Annotated in this window: 12 protein-coding genes and 1 tRNA gene; 11 read left to right on the plus strand and 2 right to left on the minus strand. The window is 69.7% G+C overall.

The genetic code is table 11. The annotated features are described in order from the left end of the window. The first annotated feature begins 2 nt into the window (after window positions 1–2). A tRNA-Thr gene (locus ACRAQ3_RS15230) sits at window positions 3–78 on the plus strand. A gap of 605 nt (window positions 79–683) precedes the next feature. Then, window positions 684–1,463 (plus strand): hypothetical protein, encoded by a 780-nt coding sequence (locus ACRAQ3_RS15235; RefSeq protein ID WP_432255183.1) that lies wholly within the window; start codon window positions 684–686, stop codon window positions 1,461–1,463. Between the two features lie 378 nt (window positions 1,464–1,841). Here ACRAQ3_RS15235 and ACRAQ3_RS15240 read toward each other — a convergent pair whose 3' ends face one another. Continuing rightward, window positions 1,842–2,393, minus strand: a complete 552-nt coding sequence (locus tag ACRAQ3_RS15240) for an ActR/PrrA/RegA family redox response regulator transcription factor (protein ID WP_085895205.1) — start codon at window positions 2,391–2,393, stop codon at window positions 1,842–1,844. Between the two features lie 52 nt (window positions 2,394–2,445). Next, window positions 2,446–3,072 (minus strand): SCO family protein, encoded by a 627-nt coding sequence (locus tag ACRAQ3_RS15245; RefSeq protein ID WP_269397332.1) that lies wholly within the window; start codon window positions 3,070–3,072, stop codon window positions 2,446–2,448. A gap of 91 nt (window positions 3,073–3,163) precedes the next feature. Between ACRAQ3_RS15245 and regB the strand changes: the two genes are divergently transcribed. The 9 genes from regB to hslV all read left to right on the plus strand — a co-directional run bounded on the left by regB (window position 3,164) and on the right by hslV (window position 15,865). Then, a complete protein-coding gene (regB, locus tag ACRAQ3_RS15250) occupies window positions 3,164–4,537 on the plus strand; it encodes a sensor histidine kinase RegB (RefSeq protein ID WP_269397333.1) in 1,374 nt (457 codons plus the stop codon). Window positions 4,538–4,654: 117 nt separating this feature from the next. Then, window positions 4,655–6,259: a PAS-domain containing protein gene (locus ACRAQ3_RS15255; RefSeq protein WP_432255184.1), complete on the plus strand. Its 1,605-nt coding sequence runs from the start codon at window positions 4,655–4,657 to the stop codon at window positions 6,257–6,259. A gap of 47 nt (window positions 6,260–6,306) precedes the next feature. After that, a complete protein-coding gene (tsaE, locus tag ACRAQ3_RS15260; RefSeq protein ID WP_432255185.1) occupies window positions 6,307–6,774 on the plus strand; it encodes a tRNA (adenosine(37)-N6)-threonylcarbamoyltransferase complex ATPase subunit type 1 TsaE in 468 nt (155 codons plus the stop codon). Continuing rightward, window positions 6,767–7,726 (plus strand): aminoglycoside phosphotransferase family protein, encoded by a 960-nt coding sequence (locus ACRAQ3_RS15265; protein WP_432255186.1) that lies wholly within the window; start codon window positions 6,767–6,769, stop codon window positions 7,724–7,726. The genes tsaE and ACRAQ3_RS15265 overlap by 8 nt, the downstream gene beginning before the upstream one ends. After that, window positions 7,723–8,424 carry a nucleotidyltransferase family protein gene (locus ACRAQ3_RS15270; protein ID WP_432255187.1) on the plus strand — a complete coding sequence of 234 codons (702 nt, stop codon included), beginning with the start codon at window positions 7,723–7,725 and terminating at the stop codon, window positions 8,422–8,424. The genes ACRAQ3_RS15265 and ACRAQ3_RS15270 overlap by 4 nt, the downstream gene beginning before the upstream one ends. Then, window positions 8,414–11,383, plus strand: coding sequence for a double-strand break repair protein AddB (gene addB / locus ACRAQ3_RS15275; RefSeq protein ID WP_432255188.1), 2,970 nt, complete (start codon window positions 8,414–8,416; stop codon window positions 11,381–11,383). Before ACRAQ3_RS15270 ends, addB begins: the two co-directional genes overlap by 11 nt. Next, on the plus strand, window positions 11,380–14,751 hold the full coding sequence (gene addA, locus ACRAQ3_RS15280) for a double-strand break repair helicase AddA (RefSeq protein WP_432255189.1): 3,372 nt from the start codon (window positions 11,380–11,382) through the stop codon (window positions 14,749–14,751). The genes addB and addA overlap by 4 nt, the downstream gene beginning before the upstream one ends. A gap of 57 nt (window positions 14,752–14,808) precedes the next feature. After that, entirely contained in the window at window positions 14,809–15,129 is a 321-nt protein-coding gene (gene trxA, locus ACRAQ3_RS15285; protein WP_085895197.1) for a thioredoxin, read from the plus strand. A 178-nt stretch (window positions 15,130–15,307) separates the two neighbouring features. After that, window positions 15,308–15,865 carry an ATP-dependent protease subunit HslV gene (gene hslV, locus ACRAQ3_RS15290; RefSeq protein ID WP_269397340.1) on the plus strand — a complete coding sequence of 186 codons (558 nt, stop codon included), beginning with the start codon at window positions 15,308–15,310 and terminating at the stop codon, window positions 15,863–15,865. The last annotated feature ends 38 nt before the right edge of the window (window positions 15,866–15,903 follow it).

Here is a 15,903-nt window from a genome sequence, read left to right on the forward strand (position 1 = left end):
GCGCCGCTGTAGCTCAGCTGGTAGAGCACGTCATTCGTAATGATGGGGTCGGGGGTTCGAGTCCCTTCAGCGGCACCACCCAATCCTTCAAAGCACTGCTTCGCCTCGGCTTTCGATCGGATCAAGCCAAGGCGTAGTACATGCCGGAGTACATTTCCGCCCCTCACTGCTTCCTCAAGGATGGCATCTTCTACTTCCAGCGTCGGGTGCCGACCGAGCTGAGATGCCATTACACGTTATCGAGGATCTTATAGTTGCTTCGGGCAAGGTCGGCGCGGGTGGCGGCTGCGCGGGGCGTACGTGCGGTGCAGGACGTGAATGTTAGTCTCACGATAGACGAAGCGGATTCCACCTTCCACCCGAGACAGATCGGCGGCTGCGGCCCCACCATTCCTTGATAAATATTTTACCGTTTGGACAAAGTCTTTGAAATGCCTGTTTCGTTGGCAAGTTGCGCCTTTATTGAGCAGCAGAGGTTTCGAGCAAGTCAAAAAGGAGGATATCCGAATGACGATCTCCACCATTGGCCAGCAGCTCGACCCGCTCTGGCAAGCCGCGCAGAATGCCGCATCCACTACCACTGCTTCGACTGACCCATCGCCTTCTGGCGGAACACAAACTTCCCCGCGATCATCATGGATATTTCCGGAGATGCTAGCGGTGACTCTGCCAGTACGACGACCATGACGAAGGCGGAGCGAGACGCAGCGAAGGCTGCCCTGAAGGTCCAAGAAGAAGCGGCAGAGGCTCAGGCAAAGGCCGAAGAGGAAGCACTCGAAGCGGCAGCGAAAGCCGCCAAGGAGGCTGCGGAGGCCGCTGAAGACATTGCAAAGGCCGAAGCCAAAGCCGCTGAGGAAGCAGCGGAGGCGCAGGCAAAGGCCGAGGAAGAGGCACTTGAAGCAGCCGAAAAGGCAGCCAAGGAAGCCGCTGAGGAGGCAGAAGATCTGGCCAAGGCTCAGGCCAAGGCCGACGAGGAAGCTGTCGAAGCTGCTGCAAAGGCGGCAAAGGACGCCTCCAGGAGTGGAGGTGATCCAGTTGCCGGGCCTGCTGGCGCAACTGCCGCGCAAGGACCGGATGGCGCCAAAGAGAATGGCTTCATTGACGAAACCGGGGCTGTCGCCAGTCGCGCCTCCGAAAACTCCAGAGCCTTTGAGCGTGCTGGCCCGAAGGAGAAGGGCTGGAACAAGGTTGATGACTCCTTGACCGCGACTGTTCGTCCCGAGGAAGTCCAAGAGGCCGAAGAAGATGTGGACATCGCCGCATCGCGTGAAGCTGCCAAGCGGGTGCAAGCTAGGATGATGCAGGAGTCCGTTATCTCCCTGATCAGCAGTACCGATAAAGTGGGCATCACGCTCAAGCCTATCGAGAACGTCTCGACAGAACGAGCTGGCGGCTCCTACGCAGCGGCCACGCCAAAGCCGGACGCAGCAGAGGTCAGGCAACGCGTGTCAGTGGCTGCCTGACGTGGAAAGGGCCGGGAAACACATCGTCCCGGCCCACCTCTCCGCATCGCCCTCATGGTTCTGAGAAGCCTGAGATCGCGCACGGATCACCCGGGCGTCGACCCGAACGACCGTGCATCGACGGATGCTGAGGAGTGGGTCACGGCTACGGGGAAGGTCCTCCCGTTGAACTCGGCGCCCGAGGGAGCGAGCCGAGATCCCACATCCGCGCCGTGACCCTTGCAAGCGACCAAGCAGCACTCATCAACCCACGAAACGAGGGTACCACCTGCCGTTCCTGATCTAAAGTAAACGTCAGGATGCATCCGGTCTGTACGGGTTCCGACAAAGCCGGGAGCCGCATCTCCAGACTTGTGTCGCGTGTATCCCGGGGAGGCGTCAGCGGGGGCTGCGCTTGGCCAGGATCCGCTGCAGGGTGCGGCGATGCATGCCCAGACGCCGCGCCGTCTCGCTGACATTGCGATCGCACAGCTCGTAGACCCGCTGGATGTGCTCCCAGCGCACCCGGTCGGCGCTCATCGGGTTCTCGGGCGGCGGCGGCAACGCGTCGTCGCGCGCCAGAAGCGCGTTGGTCACCTCGGTCGCATCGGCGGGCTTGGACAGGTAGTCGGTCGCGCCGATCTTCACCGCCGCCACCGCCGTGGCGATGGCGCCATAGCCGGTCAGCACCACGATCCGCGCCTCCGGGCGGCTTTCGCGCAGCACCTCGACCACGTCGAGCCCGTTGCCGTCCTCGAGCCGCAGATCGACCACCGCATAGGCCGGCGGGGTCTGCGTGGCGATGCGCCGCCCCTCCTCGACCGTGCCGGCGAGCGTCACCGTGAAGCCGCGCTTTTCCATCGCCTTGCCGAGACGTTTCAGAAAGGCCTCGTCGTCATCGACCAGCAGCAGGCTCGGGTCCGGGCCGAGATCGATCGCCTCTGCGTTCATGTCCGGGTCTCCTCTTGGACGTTCGGGGAAGCTAGCTTCGGCCCCTGCCGGGTCAATCCACCGCCTCGACGAGGCAGGCGGTGCGGCGCGCCACCTCCTCGGGGCCGTCGTCGCGCTTGAAGAACTCCACCGTGCCCGCCTCCGGCAGCACCAGATAGGTCATCGTCTGGTGGTTCATCAGGTAATAGTCGGGATCGTCGTCGGCACGGGCGTAATAGGTCGAATAGGCCTTGGCCGCGGCGGCGATCTGCTCCTCGCTGCCCGACAGCCCGACCATCTCGGGATGCATGTTGGCGGCGTAGTCGCCCATCACCTCGGGCGTATCGCGGGCCGGGTCGACGGTGATGAAGACCGGCTGCGCCTCGATGCCGTGATCCTCGGCGAGGATGTCGACGGCGGCGGCGTTGCGGGCATTGTCGATCGGGCAGACATCCGGGCAGGAGGTATAGCCGAAATAGACGAGGCTCGGCTCGGTGATGACATCGGCGTCCGTGACCTCACGCCCGGCGCCGTCGAGCAGGGTGAACGGCCCGCCGAGCCGGTCGAAGCCGCCCGCGACATTGCCGGTGCGGCAGGCGGCGAGACGGTCCGAGGGCGCGAGGATCGTGGTGGCGACCAGCGCGCCGCCGACGATGGTGGCGACGATGCCTGCGGCGGCGAGGGCGATGGGGCGCTGCATGCGAACTCCTGTGGGGCGGGCCGCCGCATTGATGGCGGCGCGGGGGCTGCCTATCAATGGTCCTCATTGACGCACAAGCCGGAGCCGCGCCTTGCCCCTTCACGATTCAGAGTTGGCGATGCTGCGCGATTTCGGCCGCCGCAACCGGGTCCGGGTCAGGACCCAGATCCTGCTGCGCTGGATCGCGCTGGCCGGGCAGACCGGCGCGGCGCTGGTCGCGGCGCTGGTCTACGGCCTCGTGTTTCCCACCGGGCTGGTGGCGATCACCATCGGCGTCGCCGGCATCGCCAACCTGCTCGCGGCCTTCCTGCTGCCTTCGGCGCGGCGGTTGAGCGAGGGTGAATCCACCGCGATGCTGGTCTTCGACATCGTCCAGCTCTCGGTGCTGCTGTGGCTCACCGGCGGCATCTCCAACCCCTTCGCGCTCCTGATGCTGGCCCCGGTCACCATCTCGGCCACGATGCTGCGGCTGCCCGGCGTGCTGCTGGTGGGCGGGCTGGCACTGGTCTCGGTGACGGTGCTCTGGCTGTGGAGCATGCCGATCCTGTCGCCGCAGATGACGCCGCTTTCGCCGCCCGAGCTGCTGCGCTTCGGCTTCTGGCTGGCGCTGGCGATCGGCATCACCTTCATCGGGCTCTACGTGCGGCGGGTGACGCTCGAGCGGCAGGCGATGGGCGACGCGCTGGCCGCGACGCAGCTGGCGCTGGCGCGCGAGCAGAAGCTGACCGATCTGGGCGGCGTGGTCGCGGCGGCCGCGCATGAGCTGGGCACGCCGCTGGCTACCATCACCCTGACCGCCTCCGAACTGGCCGACGATCTCTCGGACAGCCCCGAACTGGCCGAGGACGCGGCGCTGATCCGGGCCCAGGCGATCCGCTGTCGCGACATCCTGCGTTCCATGGGGCGGGCCGGCAAGGAGGACACGCATCTGCGGCAGGCACCGCTCGAAGCGGTGGTGCGCGAGGCCGCCGAGCCGCATCTGGCGCGCGGTCGCGAGGTGGTCTTCGCGGTCGGGGCCGAGCCCGGCGCCGAGGAGGATATCGAGTTCCAGCCGGTGATCCACCGCCGGCCCGAGATCGTGCACGGGTTGCGCAACCTGATCCAGAACGCCGTCGATTTCTCGGCCGGCCGGGTCGAGATCGACCTCGCCTGGACCGCCGACAGCGTCATGGTGACGATCGAGGATGACGGCCCCGGCTTTCCGCCGGGGCTGATCGAGCGGATCGGCGACCCGTTCATGCGATCGCGCCGCAGGCCCGGCTACGAGGGGATGGGGCTGGGGCTGTTCATCGCCAAGACGCTGCTGGAGCGGTCGGGCGCGCGGCTCAGCTTCGCCAATGGCGGCGACCGGCTGCGGGCCAGCGGCGTTGCGGCGGGCGGTGCCATCGTCATGGTGGCCTGGCCGCGCGCCGCGCTGGAGGCGCAGCCCGGCGCGAACGAGCCCAATCCGCATTTTCTTCCCTGAACGTTACGTCGCCATTCAAGGACGCCACGTCGCGAACGGCGCGGGCGCCGTTAAGGTTAACACCCGGTTAAGGGTTGGTTTTCACTCTGGGTCGACACTCCTTGAGGTTGCGTGTCCATGCCCTTGCCACCCTTGCTCTCGCTCCTGCTCGTCATCTGCGTCTCGACCCTGTCGGCGACGATGATCGTGGTCCTGCTCGGGCGAATGACGGCCCGGACCAAGGCCGCGCCCCCTCCCGCCCCTCGGAGCGTGTTCCTGTTCGACGGCGATTGCCTGATCGATGCCAGCGCCCCGGCGCGGCGCCTGCTCGACCGGCTCGACGGGGTCGGCACCGAGCGCGACCTGCTCACCGGGCTTCTGGAACACCGCTTTCCGGGCCTCGGCGCGCGGCTGCGAAACCTGGAGGGCGACGGCCACAGCCGGCTCGAGGCGCGCGGCGGCATCGGCCGGATCGAGATCGAGCATTGGGACGGGCTGCTGCGGCTGACCCTGTGCCCTGACGGGACCTCAGACCTGACCCGCGAGGCGGTCGATGCGATCGCCTTCGCGGCGCTCCAGGACGAGCTGGAGACCCTGCGCTGCATCGGCGAGGACGCGCCGCAGCTGATCTGGAAGCTCGACCCCGAGGGACGACTGAGCTGGGCCAACCGCGCCTATATGCAGCTCGCCGAGGCGCGGCGGCAGGCGCATGACCCGCCCTGCCCGGCCGGGGATGTCGACTGGATGCCGGGCGAGCTGTTCGAGGCGCCGGGCTTCGAGCCCGCCGGCCCCGACCGCGAGCGTTGCCGCACCAGCCTGTCGCTCGGGGAGGCGCGCCGCAGCTGGTTCGAGATCACCCGCATCAGGCGCGGCGCGGAACACGTGCATTTCGCGCTCGACGTGACCGAGGTCGTCGAGGCCGAGCAGGCCCGACGCAAATTCGTGCAGACCCTGACCAAGACCTTCGCGCAACTCGCCATCGGCCTCGCCATCTTCGACCGCGACCGCAAGCTGGTGATGTTCAACCCCGCCTTCCACGACCTGACCGGCCTGCCGATCGCCTTCCTGAGCTCGCGCCCGCAGGTGCAATGCGTGCTCGACCGCCTGCGCGACCGCAACATGCTCCCCGAGCCCAAGGATTACACCAGCTGGCGCGAACAGGTCGCCGCGCTCGAGGCGCAGGCGGCGCGCGGCACCTATTGCGAGACGTGGTCGCTGCCGGGCGGCCAGACCTACCGGGTCACCGGGCGGCCGCATCCCGACGGCGCGGTGGCCTTCCTGTTCGAGAATATCAGCGCCGAGATCTCCCTGACCCGGCATTTCCGGGCCGGGCTCGATACCGCGCGGGCGGTGCTCGACACGCTGCCCGAGGCGATCGCGGTGTTCTCGGCCGGCGGCACGCGGCTGCTGCATAACGGGGGCTACGCGGCGCTGTGGGACCTGCCCGAGGGCGGTCTCGCCGAGATCGGGCTGACCGAGGAGATCGCCCGCTGGCAGGCGCTGGTCGCGCCCTCTCCGGTGCTGGGCGAGCTGCGCGATTTCGCCACCGCCTTCGGCGAGCGCGCCGAATGGTGCGACCGGCTTAGGCTCAATGACGGGCGCGGCCTGGGCTGCCGCTTCACGCCGCTGCCCGGCGGCGCGACGCTGGCGAGCTTCTGGCCCGACGCGCCCGAGGCGCCCTGCATCGCCGCCCGGGCCAATGGCGGCGCGGAGTCCGCGCTGGTCCGCGCACGCGGCGGCTGAGCGGCGTTTCGGCTTGCAGCACACGGCCCAGCGCCTAGGTTGCGGCCATGACCCTGTTGGCCGGACCGATCCCCCTTTCCGACGAATCGCACAGCCTCGCGCTGGCCCGTCGGCTCGCGCCGCATCTGCGCGCGGGCGACACGCTGCTGCTCTCGGGTCAGATCGGCGCGGGCAAGAGCTTTTTCGCCCGCGCGCTGATCCGCGCCCGCATCGGCAATCCCGACGAGGAGGTGCCCTCGCCCACCTTCACGCTGGTGCAGAGCTACGAGGCGCCCGGCGGCGAGATCTGGCATTGCGACCTCTATCGGCTCTCCGACCCGTTCGAGCTGGTCGAACTCGGGCTCGAAGAGGCGATGGGCCGCGCGATCTGCCTGATCGAATGGCCCGACCGGATGGGCGAAATGGCCCCGCCCGAGGCGCTGTCGCTCGACTTCGAGGCGCGCGCAGAGGGTCATCGGCTGAGCATTCGCGGTCCCGAGAGCTGGCGCGCGCGGCTGGAGCCGGTCCTTGGCTGAAATCGACGCCTTCCTCGCCCGTCATGGCCTTGGCGGCCATGCCCGTACCCCGCTTGCGGGCGACGCCTCGTCGCGGCGCTACGAGCGGCTGCAGGACCCTATGGGCGAGAGCCTGATCCTGATGATCTGCCCGGCCGACACGCTGCCCGCGCTCGATGCCTTCCTCGCCATCGCGCGGCACCTGACCGGCCTCGGCCTTTGCGCGCCGCGCATCCACGCGCTCGACCGCGCGGCGGGGCTCGCGGTGCTCGAGGATCTCGGTCCGACCCAGGTGGCGCAGTGGGCCGAGGCGCATCCCGGCGACACGGCCCCCTACGAAACCGCGATCGACGTGCTGGCACGGCTGCAATCGGCGCCGCCGCCCGAGGGGCTCGCGGCGCTGACGCCCGGGATCGGGGCCGAGATGATCGCGCCCTTGGGCGAATGGTACGCGCCCGGGCTCGACCTCGCGCCGCTGCGCGCGACGCTGCAAGGCGCGCTGGAGCGGCACGCGCCGACGGCTTCGGTTCTGGCGCTCAGGGACTACCACGCCGAGAACCTGATCTGGCGCCCCGAACGTCCCGGCGCCGACCGGATCGGCCTGCTCGATTTTCAGGACGCGCTGCTGGCGCCGCCCGAATACGATCTGGTGTCGTTGCTGCGCGACGCGCGGCGCGACGTCTCGGACCGGCTCCGCGCCGCGATGATCGCCCGTTTCGCCGAGGCCACCGGCCGCGCGCCGGAGGCGGTCGAGGCTGCCTGCGCCGTGCTCGGACTGCAGCGCAACCTGCGCATCCTCGGCATCTTTGCCCGCCTCGCCAAGCGCGACGGCAAGACCCGCTACCTCGCGCTGATGCCCCGCGTCTGGGGCCAGATCCGCGCCGATCTCGCGCATCCGGCGCTGGCCGAGCTTCGGCCCCACGCCGCCGCCATTCCCGCTCCCCAGCATGCTCCCGAGGAGACCGCTTCATGACGACCCAAGGGACGCCCAGCGCCATCATGATCTTCGCCGCCGGGCTCGGCCGCCGCATGGGGCCGCTCACGGCCCACCGGCCCAAGCCGATGGTCGAGGTCGGGGGGCGGCCGCTGATCGACCACGCGCTCGATCTGACCGCGCCGCTGATGCCGCTCAGGCGCGTCGTCAACCTGCATCACCGGGGCGAGGTGCTGCGCGAGCATCTTCAGGGCCGCGACGTGATCCTGTCGGACGAGACCGACAAGCTGCTGGAAACCGGGGGCGGCCTGAGAAAGGCGCGGCCGCTGCTCGGGCCGGGGCCGGTCTACACGCTCAATTCCGACGCGATCTGGTCCGGGCCGAACCCGCTCACCGCGCTGAGGCGCGCATGGGACCCGTCGCGCATGGAAGCGCTGTTGCTGCTGCTCCCGCGCGAGAACGCGCTGGGCCATACCGGGCAGGGCGATTTCCTCGTCGATGCCGATGGGCGGCTGTCGCGCGGGCCGGGCCATGTCTATTCGGGGGCGCAGATCATCGTGCCGGACGGGCTCGACGCGATACCCGAAGACGCCTTCTCGCTGAACCTTCTGTGGAACGAGATCGCGGCGCGGGGCAGGCTCTTCGGCGTGGTGCATGACGGGCGCTGGTGCGATGTCGGCCGCCCCGACTGCATCCCCCTGGCCGAAGAGATGCTGCAAGGTACACATGCCGTCTGAGAGCTTTCGCGACGCCGGGCCTTTCTCGGATACCGGCCCCGCCCATCTCTATGCCCTGCCCTGCGGCGTCGATTTCGCCGAAGGCCTCGTCGCGGGTCTGCGCGCGCGCTTCGGCGACAAGGGCCCCGAGGCGATGGCCCGGGTCACGGTCTACCTCAACACCAACCGGATGCGCCGCCGGGTGCGCGACATCTTCGATCAGGGCCCGGCGACGCTGCTGCCGCGGCTGCGGCTGATCACCGATCTGGCACTCGACCCGCTAGGGCCGGAGCTGCCGTTGCCGGTCAACGGGCTGCGCCGCAGGCTGGAGCTGACCCAGCTCGTGTCGCGGCTGATCGAGGCGCAGCCCGATCTCGCGCCCCGCGCCGCGCTCTACGACCTCTCCGACAGCCTCGCCGGGCTGATGGACGAGATGCAGGGCGAAGGGGTGTCGCCCGACGACATCGCCGGTCTCGACGTGACCGACCTGTCGGGCCACTGGGCCCGCTCGCTGCAATTCCTCAACATCGTCAACATCTGGTTCGGCCCGGACGCCGCCCCGGACCGCGAGGCGCGCCAGCGCATGGCGGTGGAACGGCTGGTCGAGAGATGGGCCGAGGCGCCCCCCAGCGACCCGGTGATCGTCGCGGGCTCCACCGGATCGCGCGGCGCGACGGCGCTGCTTTTGCAGGCGGTGGCGCGGCAGGCGCAGGGCGCGGTGGTGCTGCCCGGCGTCGACATGGACCAGCCGCAGGAGGTCTGGGAGCGGCTCGACGAGGCGCTGGCCGCCGAGGACCACCCGCAGTTCCGGTTTCGCCGGATCCTGCGGATGCTCGAGATGGAGGCCGGGGATCTGCGGCTCTGGCACGACACGCCCGCCCCCTCGCCCGAACGCAACCGGCTGGTGTCGCTGTCGCTGCGCCCCGCCCCGGTCACCGACCAGTGGCGCGACGAAGGGCCGGACTTGGGCGATCTCGGCCCCGCCACCGAGGGGCTGACGCTTCTGGAGGCGCCCTCGCCCCGGATGGAGGCCGAGACCATCGCGCTGCGGATGCGCGCCGCCGTGGACGAGGGCAAGACCGTGGCGCTGGTCACCCCCGACCGGATGCTGACGCGGCAGGTCTCGGCGGCGCTCGACCGCTGGGATCTCGTGGTCGATGACAGCGCCGGCGTGCCGCTGCCGCTGACCCCGCCGGGGCGGTTCCTGCGGCTGGTGTCCGAGATCATGGGGGAACGGCCCGGCCCCTCGGCGATCCTGTCGCTGCTCAAGCACCCGCTATGCCATTCGGGGCAGGATCGCGGCCCGCACCTCCTGCGCACCCGCGAGCTTGAACTGGCGCTGCGCCGCGAGGGCGCGGCCTATCCCGAGGCCGCCCTGCTCAGGCGCTGGGCCGAGAAGACCGGCGAACATGACACCGGTCGCATGGGCTGGGCCGACTGGCTCTGCGAGGCGCTGGGCCTCGTGCCCGAGGCGGGCGACCGGCCGCTCGGCACGCATCTCGATTGCCACCTGAAGCTGGCCGAATGCCTCGCCTCCGGCCCCGGTGCCGAGGGCAGCGGCGGGCTCTGGGACGAGGTGGCGGGACGCGCCGCGCGGCAGGCCTGCGAGGGGCTTGCCGAACACGCCGAGGCGGCGGGCGAGATGGCCACGCGCGATTACCGCTCGCTGTTTCTGGGCGTGCTGCGCCGGGTCGAGGTGCGCAACCCCGATATCGGCCACCCGCAGGTGCTGATCCGCGGCACGCTGGAGGCGCGGGTGCAGGGCGCCGATCTCACCATCCTCGCCTCGATGAACGAGGGCTCGTGGCCCGAGGCGCCGCCCGCCGACCCATGGCTCAATCGCAAGATGCGCGCGCAGGCCGGGCTGCTGCTGCCCGAGCGGCGGATCGGCCTCTCGGCGCATGACTACCAGCAGGCGGTGGCGGTGCGCGAGGTCTGGATCACCCGCTCGACCCGTTCATCGGATGCCGAGACCGTGCCCTCGCGCTGGATCAACCGGCTGACCAACCTGCTCGAAGGCCTGCCCGACCAGGGCGGCCGCGCGGCGCTGGCCGGGATGCGGGCGCGCGGCGCCGACTGGCTCGCCCGCGCCACCGCGCTCTCGGTGCCCGAGGCCCGGGTGCCGCCCGCGCCGCGCCCATCGCCGCGTCCGCCGGTGGCGGCGCGGCCCGACCGGCTTTCAGTCACGACAATCCGCACCCTGATCCGCGATCCCTACACGATCTATGCACGCCACGTGCTGCGATTGCGCGCGCTCGACCCGCTGACGCCCAGCGCCGATGCGGCGCTGCGCGGCACGGTGCTGCACAAGGTGTTCGAGACCTTCCTGCGGGACGGCATAGCCCCCACCGATCCGGGCGCCAAGGCGCGGCTGATGGCGGTGACCGAGCAGGTGCTCGAGGCGGAGTGCCCGTGGCCCACCGTGCGCCGGCTCTGGATCGCCCGGATTGCCCGGATCGCGGACTGGTTCCTGCACAGCGAGGCCAAGCGGCAGGCGCTGGCCACGCCAAGTCATTTCGAAATCGACGGTTCGTCCGGCATGGAGGATCTGGGCTTCACCCTGACCGCGCAGGCCGACCGGATCGACATCGGCGAGGACGGGCTCAGGATCTACGACTACAAGACCGGGGCGCCGCCCAGCGTGCCGCAGCAGAAGATCTTCGAGAAGCAGCTGCTTCTGGAGGCGGCGATGGCCGAGCGCGGCGGCTTCAAGAACGTGGAGGCGGGCCGCGTCGCGGGGGCGGCCTATATCGGCCTCGCCGGACGAGGCACCACCGTCGACGCGCCGCTCGACGAGATCCCGCCGGACCTCGTCTGGTCGCAGCTGCGCGATCTGATCGCGCGCTGGCAGGATCCCGGACGCGGCTATTCGGCCCGCATGGCGATGATGAGCGACAAGGACCGCAGCGATTACGACCACCTGTCGCGCTTCGGCGAGTGGGACTTTTCCGAAACGGCCCGAGGGGAGGACGTCGGATGATCCGCGACGACGCGACCGAGCGGCAGGTCCGCGCCGCCGATCCGGCCAATTCGACATGGCTTTCGGCCAATGCCGGATCGGGCAAGACCCGCGTGCTCACCGACCGGGTGGCGCGGCTGCTCCTGGATGGCACCGACCCGCAGAACATCCTGTGCCTGACCTACACCAAGGCCGCCGCCTCCGAGATGCAGAACCGCCTGTTCAGGCGCCTGGGCGAATGGGCGATGATGGAGGACACCGCGCTCAGGGATGCGCTGGAACGGCTCGGCACGCCGCAGGCGATCTCGCTGCGCTCGGCCCGCACGCTGTTCGCCCGCGCGATCGAGACGCCCGGGGGCTTGCGCATCCAGACGATCCACTCCTTCTGCGCGGGGCTGCTGCGTCGGTTTCCGCTCGAAGCCGGGGTGAGCCCGCAATTCACCGAGATGGAGGACCGCACCGCGCAGCTTCTGCGCGCCGAGGTGGTCGACGCCATGGCCTCGGGGCCCGAACGGGCGCTCGTGGACGCGCTGGCGCTGCAGGCGCCCGAGGGCGATTTCGACGCGCTCCTGTCGGAGATCACGGCCCGGCGCGAGGCCTTCCTCGACGCCCCGGACGAGGCGGCCCTGGCGCGGTATTTCGACGTCCCCGCCGGGCTGACGCTGGAGCGGTTCTACGATGTCTGCCTGAAGCCGGATGATTTCGAGCTGCTGGGCGCGCTCAGGCTGTTGCTGCGCAAGGGCACGGTGACCGATCAGAAGGCCGCCGACAGGCTCGACGCCGTCGATCTGAAGGCCGCACCCGGCCCGGCGCTGCTCGACCTGCTGGAGAGCCTGTTCCTGTTCGGTGCCAAGGCCGCCGCCCCCTTCGGCGCCAAGATCGGCAAGTTCCCCACCAAGAAGCTGCGCGAGAGCGATCCGACGCTGATCGAGCAACTCGACGATCTGATGGCCCGGACCGAAGAGGGCCGCACCACCCGCCTGGCGCTGATGGCGCTGGAAAAGACCCGCCATCTCGACGCCTTCGCCCGCGCCTTCGTGCCCGCCTATGAACGGCGCAAGCTCTTGCGCGGCATGCTCGATTTCGATGATCTGATCGGCAAGGCGCGCAAGCTTCTGACCGACCCGGCAGTGGCGCAATGGGTGCTGTTCCGGCTCGATGGCGGCATCGACCACATCCTCGTGGACGAGGCGCAGGACACTAGCCCGGCGCAATGGGCGGTGATCGAGCGGCTGGCGCAGGAATTCGCCGCCGGAGAGGGCGCGCAACCCGACCGCAACCGCACGATCTTCGTCGTCGGCGACAAGAAGCAGTCGATCTATTCCTTCCAAGGGGCCGATCCCGAGGGCTTCGACCGGATGCAGCAGCATTTCGCGGAGCGGCTCGAGGCGGCGGGGGCGGGTCTGAACCGGCTCGATCTGGAGCACAGCTTCCGCTCCTCCGAAGCGGTGCTGCGAGCGGTGGACGCGACCTTCGTGGGCCCGCATCGCGAGGGGCTCGGCGTCGAGGTGCCGCACCGGGCGTTCAAATCCGCGATGCCGGGCCGCGTGGATCTGTGGCCCACGGTCGAAAAGCCCGAAACCGAGGCCGAGGAGGCCGACTGGACCGACCCGGTGGACCGACCCGGCGAGACCGCCCCCTCGGTCGAGCTCGCCCGGCGCATCGCCGAGGAGATCGTCCGCATGAAGGCCGAGGAGACGATCCCGGTCGAGCGCGGGCATTCCGGCGTCTATGATCGCCGCCCCGTCAGCGAGGGCGACGTGCTGATCCTCGTGCAGCGGCGCTCGGCGCTGTTCTCCGAGATCATCCGCGCCTGCAAGGCGGCCGGGCTCAACGTCGCCGGGGCCGACCGGCTGCGGATCGGTGGCGAGCTGGCGGTCAAGGACATCGCGGCGGTGCTGCGCTTTCTGGCGCTGCCCGAGGACGACCTGTCGCTCGCCTGCGCGCTGCGCTCGCCGCTGCTGGGCTGGAGCGAGAACGACCTCTACCGTCTCGCGCAGGGCCGTCCCGGCCATCTCTGGCCGCGGCTGCGCGACCGGCGCGAGGCGTTTCCCGAAACCATGGCCGTGCTCGACGACATGCGGCGTCAGTCCGACTACCTGCGCCCCTACGACCTGATCAACCGGCTGCTTCTGCGGCATGACGGCCGCCGCAAGCTTCTGGCCCGGCTCGGGCCCGAGGCCGAGGACGGGATCGACGCGCTGCTCAGCCAGGCGCTGTCCTACGAGCAGTCCGAGGTGCCGGGGCTCACCGGCTTCCTCGAATGGCTCGAGACCGACGATCTGGAGATCAAGCGGCAGGCGGAATCCGCGGGCGACCGGCTCAGGGTGATGTCGGTGCATGGCGCCAAGGGTCTCGAGGCGCCGATCGTGATCCTCCCCGATACCGCCAAGCGCGACGTGCGGCTGCGCGACCGGCTCTATGACGCGGGTGGGGCGCAGCTCTGGGCCGGCGCGGCGGCCGAGATGCCGCCGCCGATGCAGGAATTGCGCGAGGGGCTGATCGACGCGCAGGAGCGCGAGCGGCGGCGGCTTCTCTACGTGGCGATGACCCGGGCCGAGAGCTGGCTCATCCTCTGCGCCGCCGGCGATACCGGCGAGGCGGGCCAGAGCTGGCACGCCACGGTGACCGAGGGTCTCGATCGGCTCGGCGCCGATGCCGCGCCGATGCCGGGCGGCGAAGGGCGGCGCTTTGCGCATCTCGACTGGGCCTGCGGCGAGCTGCTGCCGCCCCGCGCGGCCGCGACCGCCCTGCCCCCGCCCCCGGTCTACCCCGCCGTCACCATGCCCGAGGAGGCCACGCCGATCCTGAGCCCGTCGGATCTGGGCGGCGCCAAGGTGCTGCCGGGCGACAGCGACCCCGACGAGGGCGAGGTCGCGAGGGCGCGCGGCACGCTGATGCACCTCCTGCTCGAGCACCTGCCCGCCCTGCCCGAAACCAGCCGGGAAGCCCAGGGGCGCCGCCTGCTCGACAATGCCGAGGAGGCGGCCGAGGCCGGCGAGACCGAGAGCCTGCTCGCCAATGCGCTGGCGCTGGTCTCGGCTCCGGGGCTGGAGCCGGTTTTTGCCCCCGGCACGCTGGCCGAGGTCGCGATCACCGCCGATCTGCCGCAGCTGGGCGGGCGGCGGCTGCACGGCGCGATCGACCGGCTGCTGATCGAGGAGGACCGGGTGCTCGCCATCGATTTCAAGACCAATCGCGTCGCGCCGAAAGGGCCCGAGGACACGCCGGAGGGCATCCTGCGGCAGATGGGCGCCTATGCGGCGATGCTGTCGCGGCTCTGGCCGGACCGGCGGGTCGAGACGGCGATCCTGTGGACCGCGACGGCGCGGCTGATGCCCCTGCCCCATGACCTCGTCATGGCGGCCTTGCGCCGGGCCGCCCATTGACGCGCCGAACGCGCGTCCTTACGTCTCTCACCCAACCCGAGACCCAAGGAGAGCCCGATGGCCACCGTTGCAGTCAATGACGCGAATTTCGACGCCGAAGTGCGCCAGTCCGATGTCCCCGTCGTGGTGGATTTCTGGGCCGAGTGGTGCGGCCCCTGCAAGACGATTGGCCCGGCCCTCGAGGAGCTGTCGGACGAGTACCAGGGCCGCGTGAAGATCGTGAAGGTTAACGTGGACGAGAACCCGAACTCCCCGGCACAGCTCGGCGTGCGCGGCATCCCGGCGCTGTTCCTGTTCAAGGATGGCGAGATCGTCTCGAACCGCGCCGGCGCCGCCCCCAAGGCCGCGCTGAAGGGCTGGATCGACGAGTCGATCTGATCTTCCTTTCATTGGATGACCAAAGGCGCCTTCGGGCGCCTTTTTCGTCTCTGATCCGGGGCAAACTTGCCCTTCCGGCCCCCGGCCCCCATATCGGCCCGAACGGTGGCGGGGCCTTCCCCTTCATCTTTCGACAAATACGCATGGCGCGCGGTTCGTCCCGCGCCCGACTGGAGGCATGATGAGCGACGACTTCCCCGGCTGGCATGGCACAACCATCATCGGCGTGCGCAAGGGTGGCAAGGTGGTGATCGCGGGCGACGGCCAGGTGAGCCTCGGCCAGACCGTGATCAAGGGCACCGCGCGCAAGGTGCGCCGCCTCGCCCCCGGCGGCTACGAGGTCATCGCCGGCTTCGCCGGGTCGACGGCCGATGCCTTCACCCTGCTGGAGCGGCTGGAGAAGAAGCTCGAGGCGACGCCGGGCCAGCTGGCGCGGGCCTCGGTCGAGCTTGCCAAGGACTGGCGCACCGACAAGTATCTGCAGAAGCTCGAGGCGATGCTGATCGTCTCGGACGGCAAGGACCTGCTGGTGATCACCGGCGCTGGCGACGTGCTCGAACCCGAACACGACGTCACTGCGATCGGCTCGGGCGGCAACTACGCGCTCGCCGCGGGCCGGGCGATGATGGAGACCGATCTCGACGCCGAGGAGGTGGCGCGGCGCGCCATGGCGATCGCCGCCGACATCTGCGTCTACACCAATGGCAAGCTCACCGTTGAGACGCTGAGCGCGTAAATTTCTTCGAAGAAATTTGGCAAGATCCTTCGAAGGAT

Source organism: Limimaricola sp. AA108-03, assembly GCF_050847355.1.
In the GTDB taxonomy this organism is placed as follows: domain Bacteria; phylum Pseudomonadota; class Alphaproteobacteria; order Rhodobacterales; family Rhodobacteraceae; genus Limimaricola.